Genomic DNA, 14,338 nt, shown 5'->3' on the forward strand with positions numbered 1-14,338 from the left:
ATTGATATGGGACCCGCAAAGGTGAAGGAGCCGGCGGTTTCTCCTGCTGTCGTGGCAAGTCCCGACTGTTCTGCCAGACAATAGCGCCCGGATCATGGGTGTTGAGCATTACCGGCCGGCAGACACGTTGTACGTGTTTGTTAATCATATTGATTTAGGCATTGTTCAGAATGCCGAAGAGAGTGGCTGGTAGGTAGAATGACAAAGAAATCCGTATCCGATTCCGTATCGCGCCGTGCGCTTCTGCGCTCTGCCGTTTCCGTTGGTGCCGCAGCGCTTGCCGCGCCTGCCTTTGCGCAGAACGCGCTTAACGATCTCATGGGCTCTTCGCGCCGCGGCAACTGGGATGACCAGTTCGACGCCAACTCGTCGCGTTCCGCCGTGGGTGTCGTCTCCAACAACCCGGTTCTGGGGCGGGAAGCACCTGTCTATATGCAGCAGGCGATCATGCAATATCAGCAGATCGTGCAGAACGGCGGCTGGCCGGACGTGCCCGTCACCCAGCAGCGTCTTCAGATCGGCGTCTCGGATCCCTCGGTGCAGGCGCTTCGCCAGCGCCTGATGGTCTCCGGCGACCTGCCGCGCGAAGCCGGCATTTCCAGCGCCTTCGATTCCTACGTCGACGGTGCCCTGAAGCGCTTCCAGGCACGCCACGGCCTTCCGGCCGATGGTGTCAGCGGTGAATATACGACCAAAGCGCTCAATGTTTCGGCCCAGATTCGTCTGGCGCAGCTGCAGACCAACCTTGTCCGCATCCAGTCCATGTCTGGCGATCTCGGCCAGCGTCACCTGATGGTGAACATTCCGGCCGCCGCCATCGAGGCGGTTGAGAATGAGCGCGTCGTCCTGCGCAATACGGCCGTCGTCGGCCGCGCCAGCCGCCCGACGCACGTCATCAACTCGAAGATTTATGAGGTCATCCTCAACCCCTACTGGACAGCGCCGCGCTCGATCGTCGAAAAGGACATCGTGCCGCTGATGCAGAAGGACCCGACCTATCTGGAGCGGAACAACATCCGCCTCATCGATGGCAAGGGACAGGAAGTGTCGCCGACATCCGTTGACTGGTTCGCGCCGAAGGCCCCGAACCTGATGTTCCGTCAGGACCCCGGCAAGATCAACGCCATGTCGTCCACGAAGATCAACTTCCACAATCCGAACAACGAATATATGCACGACACGCCGCAGCAGGGCCTGTTCAACAAGCTGATGCGTTTCGAATCCTCCGGCTGCGTGCGCGTGCAGAACGTGCGCGACCTGACAAGCTGGCTGCTGCGCGACACGCCCGGCTGGTCACGTCAGGAAATGGAGCGCGTCATCGCAACCCGCGTCAACACGCCGATCAAGCTGGCGCAGGAAGTGCCCGTTTATTTCGTCTACATCACCGCATGGTCGGCGAAGGACGGCGTGGTGCAGTTCCGCGACGACATCTATGAGAAGGACGGCAACGCCGAACTGGCACTCAACACGACGACCGGCATCGAGCAGCCGGCCGGCCCGGTTGACGACGACCTGTTGCCGCGCAACTGATCCGGCTTTGCTTTCATTGAAGGCCGCGCTTCGCCGGGTGCGGCGTAGCCCTCATACGCCGTCACCCCGGACCTGATCCAGGTTCCAGTGCGATCAAGTCCTTGATCGCGAGAGAGTCCTTTCACGGCGCAGACGCGCCGTGGCTGGATGCCGGATCTAGTCCGGCATGACGGGAGGAAAGCTTGTCGCCTTTCCTCACAAGTCTGATCCTGCCCGCCGCGTGCGGCTTTTTCTCCTCTCACCGCTGCTTTCATAAAAACAACTGTCGTTTTTTGTCGCAACGTCGCAGTTTGACGGGCAAATCTCGCAGCCCGTATTGCTCTTGTCCGGGCAGGGCGCTAAGACGCCATCGCATTACTGTTTCAGGAGCCTTCACCATGTCGAACACAGATGCTTTCTTCTCCCGTCCGCTTGCCGAAGTCGATCCGGATATTTTCGGCGCGATCGAGAAGGAACTGGGTCGCCAGCGCCACGAGATCGAACTGATCGCCTCGGAAAACATCGTTTCCCGCGCCGTGCTCGAAGCGCAGGGTTCGATCATGACCAACAAATATGCGGAAGGTTATCCGGGCAAGCGTTATTACGGCGGCTGCCAGTTCGTCGATATTGCTGAAGAACTCGCCATCGAGCGCGCCAAGAAGCTGTTCGGCGTCAACTTCGCCAACGTTCAGCCCAATTCCGGTTCGCAGATGAACCAGGCCGTGTTCCTCGCGCTCCTGCAGCCGGGTGATACCTTCATGGGTCTCGACCTGAACTCGGGAGGCCATCTGACGCATGGTTCGCCGGTCAACATGTCCGGCAAGTGGTTCAACGTCGTCTCCTACGGCGTGCGTGAAGGCGACAACCTGCTCGACATGGACGAAGTGGAGCGCAAGGCCAAGGAAACCCGGCCGAAGCTGATCCTCGCCGGCGGCACAGCCTATTCCCGTATCTGGGACTGGAAGCGCTTCCGCGAGATCGCCGATGAAGTCGGCGCCTATCTGATGGTCGACATGGCCCACATTGCCGGTCTCGTTGCCGGTGGCCAGCATCCGTCGCCGTTCCCGCATTGCCATGTCGCCACGACAACGACGCACAAGTCGCTGCGCGGCCCGCGTGGCGGCATGATCCTCACCAATGACGAGGATCTGGCCAAGAAGTTCAACTCGGCCGTTTTCCCCGGCCTCCAGGGCGGCCCGCTGATGCACGTCATCGCCGCCAAGGCGGTTGCCTTCGGTGAGGCGCTGCAGCCGGAATTCCAGGACTACGCCGCGCAGGTCGTCAAGAACGCCAAGGCGCTTGCCGAAACGCTGGTCGAAGGCGGTCTGGATGTCGTCTCCGGCGGCACCGACAACCACCTGATGCTGGTCGACCTTCGCAAGAAGAACGCCACCGGCAAGCGGGCGGAAGCAGCCCTCGGCCGCGCATACATCACCTGCAACAAGAACGGCATTCCTTTCGATCCGGAAAAGCCCTTCGTCACTTCGGGTGTGCGTCTCGGCACGCCGGCCGGCACGACGCGCGGTTTCAAGGAAGCGGAATTCCGCGAAATCGGCAAGCTGATCGTCGAGGTTCTCGACGGCCTGAAGGTCGCCAATTCGGATGAAGGCAACGCTGCCGTTGAAGCTGCGGTGCGTAAAAAGGTCGTCGGCCTGACCGACCGTTTCCCGATGTATCCGTACATGTAAGGAAGAAAAACGATGCGCTGCCCATTTTGCGGTTCCGAAGACACACAGGTCAAGGACTCGCGTCCGGCGGAGGACAACACCTCCATCCGCCGGCGGCGCATCTGCCCCGATTGCGGCGGCCGCTTCACGACCTATGAGCGCGTGCAACTGCGTGAGCTGATGGTCATCAAGAAAAGCGGCCGCAAGCTGCCCTTCGACCGGGAAAAGCTGGTGCGATCCTTCGAGATCGCGCTGCGCAAGCGCCCGGTCGACCGTGACCGGATCGAGCGCGCCGTCTCCGGCATCGTCCGCCGCTTGGAAAGTTCCGGCGAGACGGAAATCCCCTCGGAAGAAATCGGCCTGCAGGTTCTCGAAGCGCTGAAGAGCCTCGATGACGTGGCCTTCGTGCGTTACGCCTCGGTCTATCGCGATTTCAGCCATGCCGAGGATTTCGAAAACGTGATTGCCGAAATCAACGCCAAGATCGCCCGCGATACGGACGCCGGAGTGTAGACGTGACGACCCGCGCCGATGACGAAAGATTCATGGCCCGGGCAATCGAGGTTTCGCTTCGCCATCAGGGCCAGACGCTCACCAACCCATCGGTTGGCTGTGTTCTCGTAAAAGACGGAAAAATCATCGCCGAGGCGGTAACAGCGATTGGCGGCCGCCCCCATGCCGAGCGGCAGGCGCTGGAGATGGCCGGCGAAGCCGCACGCGGCGCTACCGCCTATGTAACCCTCGAACCCTGTTCGCACTGGGGCAAGACGCCACCCTGCGCCAATGCGCTGGTGGAATTCGGCGTTGCCCGCGTCGTGGTTGCTGTCGACGATCCGGATGAGCGTGTTTCGGGGCGTGGTTACACGATCCTGCGCGATGCGGGCATTGCGGTGGAAACCGGCCTGCTGCGCCGTGAAGGTGAGCGAGCGCTTGCCGGTTACCTCACACGTCAGGTTAGAAAACGCCCGCATGTGATTCTGAAGCTTGCTATTTCCGCTGATGGCATGATCGGCAGGAGAGGCGAGGGGCAGGTGGCGATTACCGGGCAGCAGGCTCGCCACGCCGTGCATGAGCTCCGGGCGCGTTGTGATTGCATCCTTGTGGGGATTGGCACGGCGATTGCCGATGATCCGGAATTGACGGTCCGCGTTGAAGGTCTAGAGGATCGCTCGCCGGTCCGCATCGTGCTTGATCGACATTTTGAGTTGCCGCTGACATCGAAGCTGGTGAAGACGGCGCGCGAGGTGCCGGTAATCGTTGCGGTCGCGGCGTTACCCCCCTCTGCCCTGCCGGGCATCTCCCCCTCAAGGGGGGAGATCGATGGAGCGCTGCTCGGTCATGCATCGATGGCCAGAGAGGGTGAACCGGCACCGAAATTTGAACGATCGGACAGCCCCTTGCCGATCTCCCCACTTGAGGGGGAGATGCCCGGCAGGGCAGAGGGGGGTAACGCCGAGTCAAAGCGCCAACTCCTGACCGACGCCGGCGTCCAGATCCTCGAAGCCCCAACCCTCGAAAACCTCCTCCACATTCTCGCCGAAAGCGGCATGTCGGAACTTCTGGTCGAAGGTGGCGCTTTTGCCGCAAAATCATTCCTTGAAGCGGGGCTGGTGGACCGTATCATGCTATTTGAAAGCCCGGTCGTGGTCGGTGACGGCGGCATTGAAACGCCGCTCCGCCGTGCCGATATTCCGGGCGATTATGTTTTGGTCAGCGAAACCACCTACGGGCCGGATCGCTGCTTCGATTATGAAAGGCCGCTTTGATGTTTACCGGAATTGTCACCGACGTTGGAACCGTGTCCGAGCTGGAAGCCCTGGCAGAAGGCATCCGTCTGCGGGTGGCGACCAATTTCGATCCCAAGACCATCGATATGGGCGCATCGATCTCCCATGGCGGCATCTGCCTGACGGTGACCAGACTGCCGGAAGACGGCAGCAATGAGCGCTGGTTCGAGGTCGAGGCCTGGGAAGAGGCTTTGCGTCTGACGACGATTGCCGGCTGGCAAAAGGGTACCCACGTCAATCTGGAGCGGGCGCTCAAGATCGGCGATGAGCTTGGCGGCCACATCGTTTCCGGCCATGTCGACGGACGGGCGGAAATCCTCGCGGTAGAGCCGGAAGGCGAAGCGGTCCGCATCCGCCTGCGTGCACCGGACCATCTGGCGAAATTCGTCGCGCCCAAGGGCTCCGTCGCGCTGGACGGCACATCGCTGACCGTCAACGCCGTCGAGGGCACGGATTTCGACGTTCTTTTGATCCGCCATACGCTTTCCGTCACCACATGGGGCGAACGCCAGCCGGGCGATTTCGTCAATTTCGAAGTCGACACCATGGCGCGTTATGCCGCAAGGCTTGCGGAGTTTCCCTCGGCATGAGCTGGAGTGCTGGCTCGATGGTTTATTGTCGCTGATACCTCTCCCTATCGTCATTCCGGCCTTGAGCCGGAATCCAACCAGCCCAAGTCCTTGGGCTGAAAAGAGTTTTTCCGCCGCGCAGACGCACGTCGACTGGATTCCGGCTCAAGGCCGGAATGACGGAAGGGCTTTATCGTCGTCCGACATTGCGACAGATCAATTCTTGTCCGACACTCTGCTTCCGATTGACGCGCAAACGTTATAAAGACGTCTTTAGGCCCAAACGGGGTAGGGGAAATACATCATGCCGTCTTTCGAACTGCTGACAGCCTTTTTCATAACCACCGCCTTGTTCGCCTATATCCCCGGTCCGGCCATGCTTTATGCGGCGGCGCAGACCATGGCGCGTGGACGGTTTGCGGGCCTGATGGCGGTGCTTGGTATCCATGTCGGCTGCTATTTCCACATTTTTGCCTCTGCGGCAGGGCTTTCGGTGCTGTTTCAGGCAGTGCCCTGGCTTTATCTTGCGGTAAAGCTGTGCGGTGCACTGTATCTCATCTGGCTCGGCTTCTCGATGCTGCGCAGCAAGCTCGAAGGGGAGGCCGTCAATCTGACCATCGAGCCGAAATCGGCCCGCCGCGCCTTCATCGACAGTATCATCGTCGATGTGCTCAATCCGAAGACCGCGCTGTTCTTTCTGGCCTTCCTGCCGCAATTCGTGGACCCTGCGGCGGCCTTTCCGGTCTGGCTGCAATTGCTGATCCTCGGCATCGCCGTCAATTTCATTTTTTCCTCGGCCGATCTTGTCGGCGTGCTTCTGGCGGGCGCCATGGTCGGGCGTCTGAAGCGTTCCGGGGCGGTTCAGGTGCTTGCCCGGCGCGCGGCCGGGACGGTGCTGATGGGGCTTGGCGTCCATCTCGCCTTCCAGAAAACCTGATTGTCGCGGAGCCTCGCCGGAAGGCGTGAAACCCGGCCAAATGCCCCGCAAACGCGGCCTCTTGCGCCGCTGACACATGAAATTACTTGCCAAAAATGGCCAGCCGTGGTTTGACCGCCGCAAAAGCCGGTATGATCCGGCATCAAGCTTTTCAGGAAAATATCATGTCCAAACCCCATCTTCTTATCGTGGAAGCACGTTTTTACGACGATATGGCGGATGCCCTTCTCGAAGGCGCGAAATTCGCGCTCGATGAGGCAGGCGCCACCTATGACGTCATTACCGTTCCGGGCGCGCTGGAAATCCCTGCCGCCATCGCCATGGCGCTTGACGGTGCTGACAATGACGGCACGGAATATGACGGTTTCGTCGCGCTTGGCATGGTCATTCGCGGTGAGACCTACCACTTCGACATCGTTTCCAACGAATCCTCCCGCGCGCTGATGGATCTTGCCGTCAGCGAATCGCTGCCGATCGGCAACGGCATTCTCACCGTTGAGAATGACGAGCAGGCATGGGCACGCGTGCGTCGTTCCGACAAGGACAAGGGCGGTTTCGCGGCGCGTGCGGCGCTGACGATGATCGAGCTGAAGAAAAAACTGGGTGGCTGAACGCATGTCGAATGTTGAAAATGGCGGTGAACCGCGCCAGCCTTCGGTAAAGCCAGCCAACCAGCGCGGCGCGGCCCGCCTTGCGGCCGTGCAGGCGCTTTACCAGATGGATGTCGGCGGAACCGGCGTTATGGAAGTCGTGGCCGAATATGAGGCGCACCGTCTTGGCCAGGAAGTTGACGGCGATACCTATCTGAAAGCCGACCCGTCCTGGTTCCGTTCCATCGTTTCCGGCGTCGTCCGCGATCAGACCAAGATCGATCCGCTGGTCCGCTCGGCCCTTCTGGAAGACTGGCCGCTGTCGCGTCTCGATGCCACCGTGCGCGCCATTCTGCGTGCCGGCACTTTCGAGATTCTGGAGCGCAAGGACGTGCCGGTCGCCGTCATCGTCACGGAATATGTCGAGATCGCCCGTGCTTTCTTCGAGCATGATGAGCCGAAGCTCGTGAATGCGGTGCTTGACCGCATTGCCAAGCAGGTGCGCGGCGAGGCAAAACGCTGAAGTAAAACAGGTGAGGAAGAGATGAGCGCGGTTTCCGTCCCCGGACTTGAAGTTCAACTGGACGAGGCGAAGCGCAACGTCTTCCTCCTCACCATCGCGCAGGCGATCATGGGATCGGCTGCGCCCCTGAGCTTTTCGGTTGGCGCACTTGCCGGCTATCAGCTGCTCGGCGCGGACAAGTCGCTGGCGACCGCACCTCTCACCGGCTTCAATATCGGCGTGGCGCTCGGCGCCATCTGCGTGGCAGCCGCATCCCGCTTTCTCGGCCGCAAGGCAGGCTTCATGGTCGGCGCGCTGATGTGCTCGATTGGCGGCGGTATCGCTGCCGTAGCGCTTTTCCGTTCGGATTTCTGGCTGTTTGCCGTCGGCCTGCTGCTGATCGGCATTTCCGGCGGCTTCACGCAGAAAATCCGCTTCGCCGCCGCCGATGCCTCGCCATCCTTTTATAAGCCGAAAGCCATTTCCTGGATCCTGGCGGGTGGAATCATCTCGGCCATCGTTGGTCCGCAGCTTGCCATTTTCGGTAAGGACGTGTTCGCGCCGGTCACCTTTGCCGGCGTCTTTATCGCGCTGGTGCCGCTTGGTATCATCTCGATTGCCATTCTGGCATTCCTGAAATTACCGGATCCAAAGGCCGCCTCTACCCACGCGCACGCGGTGCGGCCCCTGTCGGAGATCGTCCGCACGCACCGTTTCGTCACCGGCATGGTCTGCGGCATCGGTTCCTACGCATTGATGACCTTCATGATGACCGGCGCACCGCTCGCCATGGTCGTCGGTTGCGGTTTCCCCTCCGAACTCGCGACCCTCGGCATTCAGTGGCATGTTCTCGCCATGTTCGGCCCGAGCTTCTTCACCGGCATGCTGATCTCCCGATTCGGAGCCGAGAAAATCGTTGCGACCGGCCTCGTTGTGCTGATGGCCTGCGCCGTCGTCGCCCATATGGGTATCGAATTGTGGAATTTCTGGACGGCGCTCATTCTCCTTGGGCTCGGCTGGAATTTCGGTTTTATCGGCGCGACCGCCATCATCACCTCCAGCTACCGCCCGCATGAGGCGGACAAGGTGCAGGGTTTCCACGATATCGTGCTTTTCGGCACGGTGGCGCTTTCATCCTTCTCTTCCGGCAAGGTGTTCACGGCCTGGGGCTGGTCGGTAATGAACCTCGTCATCTGGCCGGTGGCTGGCCTTTGCCTGCTGCTTGTCCTGTCGCTGCTGCTGACCCCGCGCAAAAACGCCGCCTGAGATTGCGTCAGCACTCTACCCCTTTCATGTTTCAGGCAAAATTGTGGGCTTGACGCCACGCCTTTCGCCAACGCAATCTTGCCGCGCAGGTCATTCTTCCTTGGGAGGGGAACAAATGGCCACGACAGGACCCGGAGCGCTTGCGATCATCCGGTCCTTGCACAAGGTTTCGCCACGCCGGGGAGGGAGTGAGACCCGGCTTTTTGGGAGGTAAGTGCGCATGACCGTAATACCCATAGTGATTTTATGCGGTATCCTGTCCGTGGTTTACGCGGTATGGGCGACCAAGAGTGTTCTCGATGCCGATCAGGGCAACGAGCGTATGCGTGAAATAGCAGGTTATATCCGTGAAGGCGCACAGGCTTATCTCACCCGTCAATATCTCACCATCGCCATCGTCGGACTGATCGTCGCCGTTCTCGCCTGGTATCTGCTGTCGGCAATGGCGGCCATTGGTTTCCTCATCGGCGCGGTGCTTTCGGGCGCCGCCGGTTTCGTCGGCATGCATGTGTCCGTGCGCGCCAATCTGCGCACCGCGCAGGCCGCCTCGCACAGCCTTTCCGCCGGTCTCGACATCGCCTTCAAGTCGGGCGCGATCACCGGCATGCTGGTGGCCGGTCTCGCGCTGCTCGGCGTCTCAATCTATTATTTCATTCTGACCTCGGTGATGGGCCATGCGGCCGGTTCGCGTGAGGTGATCGATGCGCTGGTGTCGCTTGGCTTCGGCGCATCGCTGATTTCCATCTTCGCCCGCCTCGGCGGCGGCATCTTCACCAAGGGCGCCGATGTCGGCGGCGATCTCGTCGGGAAGGTCGAAGCTGGAATTCCCGAAGACGATCCGCGCAACCCGGCAACCATTGCCGACAATGTCGGCGACAATGTCGGCGATTGCGCCGGCATGGCCGCTGACCTCTTCGAGACCTATGCCGTCTCTGTCGTCGCGACGATGGTTCTTGCGGCAATCTTTTTTGCCGGAACGCCGATACTGGAAAGCGCCATGGTCTATCCGCTGGCGATTTGCGGCGCCTGCATCCTGACGTCGATTGCCGGCACCTTCTTCGTCAAGCTTGGCACCAACAATTCCATCATGGGCGCACTCTATAAGGGCCTGATCGCCACCGGTATCTTCTCCGTTGCCGGTCTGGCGGTCGCTACCCATGCGACGGTCGGCTGGGGCACGGTCGGCACGGTGGCCGGAATGGAGATCACCGGCAGCAACCTCTTCCTGTGCGGCATTGTCGGCCTTGTCGTGACGGCGCTGATCGTCGTCATCACCGAATATTATACCGGCACCAACAAGCGCCCGGTCAACTCCATCGCCCAGGCGTCTGTCACCGGTCACGGCACCAATGTCATCCAGGGCCTTGCGGTCTCGCTGGAATCGACGGCGCTGCCGGCCATTGTCATCGTCGGTGGCATCATCGGCACCTACCAGCTCGGCGGCCTGTTCGGCACCGGCATCGCGGTCACCGCCATGCTGGGTCTGGCAGGCATGATCGTGGCGCTCGACGCCTTCGGCCCGGTGACGGACAATGCCGGTGGTATCGCTGAAATGGCCGGTCTCGATCCTGACGTGCGCAAGGCGACCGACGCGCTGGATGCCGTCGGCAACACCACCAAGGCCGTCACCAAGGGTTACGCCATCGGTTCTGCCGGTCTCGGCGCGCTGGTGCTGTTTGCGGCCTATTCCAACGACCTGTCCTATTTCGCCGCCAATGGCGATACCTATCCCTACTTCAAGGATATTGGCGAGATTTCCTTCAGCCTTGCCAATCCTTACGTCGTGGCGGGCCTGCTGTTCGGTGGCCTCATCCCGTACCTCTTCGGCGGCATTGCGATGACGGCGGTAGGCAAGGCGGCAAGCTCGATCGTCGAAGAAGTCCGCCGCCAGTTCCGGGAAAAGCCGGGCATCATGGCCGGAACGGAAAAGCCGGACTATGGCAAGGCGGTTGATCTTCTGACCAAGGCCGCGATCAAGGAAATGGTCATTCCGTCGCTTCTGCCGGTTCTGGCGCCGCTCGTCGTTTATTTCGGCGTGCTGCTGATTTCCGGTTCCAAGGCGTCTGCCTTCGCAGCACTTGGCGCATCGCTGCTCGGCGTCATCATCAACGGCCTGTTCGTGGCGATTTCCATGACCTCCGGTGGCGGCGCGTGGGATAATGCCAAGAAGAGCTTCGAGGACGGTTTCATCGACAAGGACGGCGTGCGCCACGTCAAGGGTTCCGATGCCCACAAGGCCTCGGTGACGGGCGATACGGTCGGCGATCCCTACAAGGACACCGCCGGTCCGGCCGTCAACCCGGCCATCAAGATCACCAATATCGTGGCGCTGCTGCTGCTTGCGGTTCTTGCCCACTGAGGGCTTAGGTCCGACAAATGAAAAAGGCCCGGGGAGCGATCCCCGGGCCTTTGAATTTTTCGTTCCGTCTTCCGATCAGGGGGTGTTGTTGCCCTGACCGAGAATGCTCTTGGCGATATTGGCGCCCGAGGTGCCGCCGGAGAGCAGCTGCTGCAGGAACGTCAGATCCTTGCCGCCTGTCGGGGTGGTGCGGGAAATCGTGTCAAAGACCTTGCCGTCCTGCAGCGCGTAATTGGCCTTGCGCTCGATCACGCCGTCCTTGTTGAAATAGATCGCGAGAATATTCTGCTCGACCAGCGTCGGCTTCATGAAGGCGGCGCGGCGCACACGCTTCTGCGAGATGTAGTAGAAAACTTCGTTGCCGAAGGTCGCCGTGGTCGAGGGCGTGCCCATGGTCAGCAGAACCTGCTCGCGGCTGGAGCCTTCGGGGATCAGCTGGAGCGCCTGGTCGTCCATGACATAACCATTGTGGAACACATCGGTCGTGCTGGTGCAGGCGGAAAGCAGGCCGGACGCGAGGACGATTGCGATGGCCGTTTTGCTCAGAATTTTGCCCTGACTTGCGGATTTCTGCTTGCTCAACTGCGTTTTCCCGACTGCGATCATGAATGGCACCTTCCGGCATTGCGTGGTGCACAGTGTCTGTGCACATGATTGTGTCAATCCGGGGACGGAAAATCCCGATCACCCCCCAAATTCAATGCTTTCCCGGCCTTCTGGAACTCCTCCGGTTCTCTTCGACTGTTTCAGCGCAAAGACGAACGTGACCGCGACAGCATTGCAATTCGTGGATGCTTCGGTAAACCAGCTTTGACAATCATGCAACAAGTGCGATGGGCGGTAAGCGAATTCACCGGTCACGTTCGGAAAAAAACAATGATATTCGGGCTGTTCAGGAAGAAAAACAACAATCGCGCCATAGTCGACCGCCAATATGCGACCTTGACGGCTGCTGCCCGCACGCCTGAATTTTATCTCGATCTTGGTGTTCCCGACACGGTGATGGGCCGTTTCGAAATGTTGTCGATCATCATGATTCTCTATTTCCGCCGCACCAAATCATCAGGTGTCAGCGGGCAGGAGATCGCTCAGGAGATCGTCGACGCCTTTTTTCAGGATATTGATCATTCCATCCGTGAGCTTGGTATCGGCGACCAGGGCGTGCCGAAACGGATGAAGAAATTTGCCGGCATGTTTTACGGGCGGCTGGAATCCTACGCGGCGGCGCTGGATGCATCCGACCCCGTTGCCCTTGCCGCAGCGCTTGCGCGCAATATATATCCGCAGACAGACGATAAGGCGCCGCAGCTGGACGGGCTGGCGGGTTGGATGATGGAAACGTCTTCCGCCCTTTCCGCATGCTCCGAGGAAACGATAGCGACCGGAAGCCTGACGCTGCCCCTGCCTGGACAATGAGGTTTACGATGAACGCGCGACACGCCGCAAATGACGACCTGCCTTTTTCCTATCCCGTAAAGGTAGGCCATATTTCCGCCAATCCCGTCAGGATTGGTCTCGAAGCCAATGCCGAGGAGCTGAAGGCGCTGGCGAAATTCTGGGATGTGGTGTCCGTCGACTATCTGAAGGCGGAGCTGCAGGTTACCCGCTGGAAGAAGGATGGCATCAAGATCAAGGGCGAGGTGCATGCGGCCGTGACCCAGTCCTGCGTGGTGACGCTGGAGCCAGTCACGAGCAAGATCGACGAGGCGGTGGAGCACATCTTCGTTCCCGAAGGGTCGAAGCTCGCGCGCATGGTCACCAACGAGGAGGGTGAGATCGTGCTCGACCCCGATGGTCCCGATATTCCCGACCAGTTCACCGGCGACAGCATCGATGTGGGCGCCGTGGTGGCGGAATTCGCGGCGCTTGCGATCGATCCCTATCCGCGCAAATCGGATGCCGAATTCGCTGATACGGCTGACAAGGAGCCCGAAGCAGAGAAGCGTCCGTCGCCCTTTGCCGTGCTGAAAGACTGGAAAAAAGACTGAATGGCCCCGACAGGCTGAAATAAATATATTGTATCAGGAGCCGGAAAAGGTATTTTCGCGCGAAATCCGCTTGAGTGGCGGCAAGAAGGATAAGGGACGAGTGATCAGAATAGCGATTGACGTCATGGGTGGCGATTTCGGCCCTGATGTTGCCATACCCGGTGCTGCCAAGGCGCTTGAACGGCATAATGATGTAACTTTTCTGCTCTACGGGCAGAAGAGCAAATGCGACCCCATTCTGGCACAATATCCCGCCCTTCGGGAAAAGTCGGTCTTTCACGATTGTGAAGTCTCGGTCGGCATGGATGAAAAGCCGAGCCAAGCGCTTCGTCGAGGCCGTTACGTCTCCAGCATGTGGCGCGCCATCGAGGCCGTGAAGCTGGGTGAAGCCGACGTTGTCGTTTCCGCCGGCAATACCGGCGCGCTGATGGCCATGGCCAAATTCTGTTTGCGCACCATGGCGCGGGTGGAACGTCCGGCAATCGCCGGCATCTGGCCGACGCTGAAAGGCGAAAGCATCGTTCTCGATGTCGGCGCGACGATCGGTGCCGATTCCCAGCAATTGCTCGATTTCGCCCTGATGGGTGGCGCCATGGCGCGTGCGCTGTTCGATATCGACCGTCCCACTGTCGGCCTGCTCAATGTCGGCGTCGAGGAGGTCAAGGGTCAGGAAGAGGTGCGTGAAGCCGGGCGTCTCATTCGCGAGGCCGATCTCGGCACCATCGACTATCGCGGTTTTGTCGAGGGCGACGATATCGGCAAGGGTACGGTGGATGTGGTGGTGACCGAAGGTTTCACCGGCAACATCGCGCTGAAAGCCGCCGAAGGCACCGCGCGCCAGATCACCACGCTTCTGCGTGAGGCGATCTCCCGCAGCTTCTTTGCCAAGATCGGTTATATCCTGGCGAAAAGCGCCTTTGATGTGCTCAGGGAAAAAATGGACCCGCGCAAAGTCAATGGCGGCGTGTTTCTCGGCCTGAACGGCATTGTCATCAAAAGCCATGGCGGCACGGATGCCATCGGTTTTGCTTCCGCCGTCGATGTCGGCTACGACATGGTCCATAACGGACTGACGGCGAAAATTGAAAACGATCTGAAGATTTACCACGCAAGACGGCTTCCGCCCCCGGCGCCCGAAGCTCTCGTGGCTGACGAGGAATAAGG

The 14,338-nt window shown here is 60.1% G+C and carries 14 protein-coding genes; 13 read left to right on the forward strand and 1 reads right to left on the reverse strand.

Annotated features, from left to right (window positions below):
• The first annotated feature begins 198 nt into the window (after nucleotides 1–198).
• From JZY08_RS04465 to JZY08_RS04510, 10 genes are all read left to right on the forward strand, one after another.
• Nucleotides 199–1,530, forward strand: a complete 1,332-nt coding sequence (locus JZY08_RS04465) for a murein L,D-transpeptidase (RefSeq protein ID WP_003496679.1) — start codon at nucleotides 199–201, stop codon at nucleotides 1,528–1,530.
• A 377-nt stretch (nucleotides 1,531–1,907) separates the two neighbouring features.
• Entirely contained in the window at nucleotides 1,908–3,197 is a 1,290-nt protein-coding gene (glyA, locus tag JZY08_RS04470) for a serine hydroxymethyltransferase (protein WP_216331124.1), read from the forward strand.
• A 12-nt stretch (nucleotides 3,198–3,209) separates the two neighbouring features.
• On the forward strand, nucleotides 3,210–3,689 hold the full coding sequence (gene nrdR, locus JZY08_RS04475) for a transcriptional regulator NrdR (RefSeq protein ID WP_003496675.1): 480 nt from the start codon (nucleotides 3,210–3,212) through the stop codon (nucleotides 3,687–3,689).
• 2 nt (nucleotides 3,690–3,691) lie between these two features.
• A complete protein-coding gene (ribD, locus tag JZY08_RS04480; RefSeq protein ID WP_216331125.1) occupies nucleotides 3,692–4,942 on the forward strand; it encodes a bifunctional diaminohydroxyphosphoribosylaminopyrimidine deaminase/5-amino-6-(5-phosphoribosylamino)uracil reductase RibD in 1,251 nt (416 codons plus the stop codon).
• Nucleotides 4,942–5,553 carry a riboflavin synthase gene (locus JZY08_RS04485; protein WP_216331126.1) on the forward strand — a complete coding sequence of 204 codons (612 nt, stop codon included), beginning with the start codon at nucleotides 4,942–4,944 and terminating at the stop codon, nucleotides 5,551–5,553. Before ribD ends, JZY08_RS04485 begins: the two co-directional genes overlap by 1 nt.
• Before the next feature lie 283 nt (nucleotides 5,554–5,836).
• Nucleotides 5,837–6,469 carry a LysE family translocator gene (locus JZY08_RS04490; RefSeq protein ID WP_080817239.1) on the forward strand — a complete coding sequence of 211 codons (633 nt, stop codon included), beginning with the start codon at nucleotides 5,837–5,839 and terminating at the stop codon, nucleotides 6,467–6,469.
• A gap of 164 nt (nucleotides 6,470–6,633) precedes the next feature.
• Complete coding sequence (locus JZY08_RS04495; RefSeq protein ID WP_020809943.1) at nucleotides 6,634–7,080, forward strand: 6,7-dimethyl-8-ribityllumazine synthase; 447 nt, start codon at nucleotides 6,634–6,636, stop codon at nucleotides 7,078–7,080.
• 4 nt (nucleotides 7,081–7,084) lie between these two features.
• Nucleotides 7,085–7,582 (forward strand): transcription antitermination factor NusB, encoded by a 498-nt coding sequence (gene nusB, locus JZY08_RS04500; RefSeq protein WP_004441180.1) that lies wholly within the window; start codon nucleotides 7,085–7,087, stop codon nucleotides 7,580–7,582.
• A gap of 21 nt (nucleotides 7,583–7,603) precedes the next feature.
• Nucleotides 7,604–8,827, forward strand: a complete 1,224-nt coding sequence (locus tag JZY08_RS04505; RefSeq protein ID WP_216331128.1) for an MFS transporter — start codon at nucleotides 7,604–7,606, stop codon at nucleotides 8,825–8,827.
• A 220-nt stretch (nucleotides 8,828–9,047) separates the two neighbouring features.
• The gene (locus JZY08_RS04510; protein WP_216331130.1) at nucleotides 9,048–11,186 is read left to right on the forward strand and encodes a sodium-translocating pyrophosphatase; all 2,139 of its coding nucleotides are present in this window, start codon (nucleotides 9,048–9,050) and stop codon (nucleotides 11,184–11,186) included.
• 75 nt (nucleotides 11,187–11,261) lie between these two features.
• On the opposite strand, the gene JZY08_RS04515 is transcribed toward JZY08_RS04510, so the two are convergent.
• Complete coding sequence (locus tag JZY08_RS04515; protein WP_035217805.1) at nucleotides 11,262–11,792, reverse strand: outer membrane protein assembly factor BamE; 531 nt, start codon at nucleotides 11,790–11,792, stop codon at nucleotides 11,262–11,264.
• 270 nt (nucleotides 11,793–12,062) lie between these two features.
• On the opposite strand from JZY08_RS04515, the gene JZY08_RS04520 reads away from it, so the two are divergent.
• The 3 genes from JZY08_RS04520 (at nucleotide 12,063) to plsX (ending at nucleotide 14,336) form a co-directional block, all read left to right on the forward strand.
• Nucleotides 12,063–12,602: a ubiquinol-cytochrome C chaperone family protein gene (locus JZY08_RS04520; RefSeq protein ID WP_035217802.1), complete on the forward strand. Its 540-nt coding sequence runs from the start codon at nucleotides 12,063–12,065 to the stop codon at nucleotides 12,600–12,602.
• 8 nt (nucleotides 12,603–12,610) lie between these two features.
• A complete protein-coding gene (locus JZY08_RS04525; RefSeq protein ID WP_035217799.1) occupies nucleotides 12,611–13,174 on the forward strand; it encodes a DUF177 domain-containing protein in 564 nt (187 codons plus the stop codon).
• Nucleotides 13,175–13,274: 100 nt separating this feature from the next.
• Nucleotides 13,275–14,336, forward strand: coding sequence for a phosphate acyltransferase PlsX (gene plsX, locus JZY08_RS04530; RefSeq protein WP_035218905.1), 1,062 nt, complete (start codon nucleotides 13,275–13,277; stop codon nucleotides 14,334–14,336).
• Nucleotides 14,337–14,338: the final 2 nt, after the last annotated feature.

Source organism: Rhizobium sp. X9, from assembly GCF_018873185.1.
GTDB classification, from domain to species: Bacteria; Pseudomonadota; Alphaproteobacteria; order Rhizobiales; family Rhizobiaceae; genus Agrobacterium; species Agrobacterium oryzihabitans.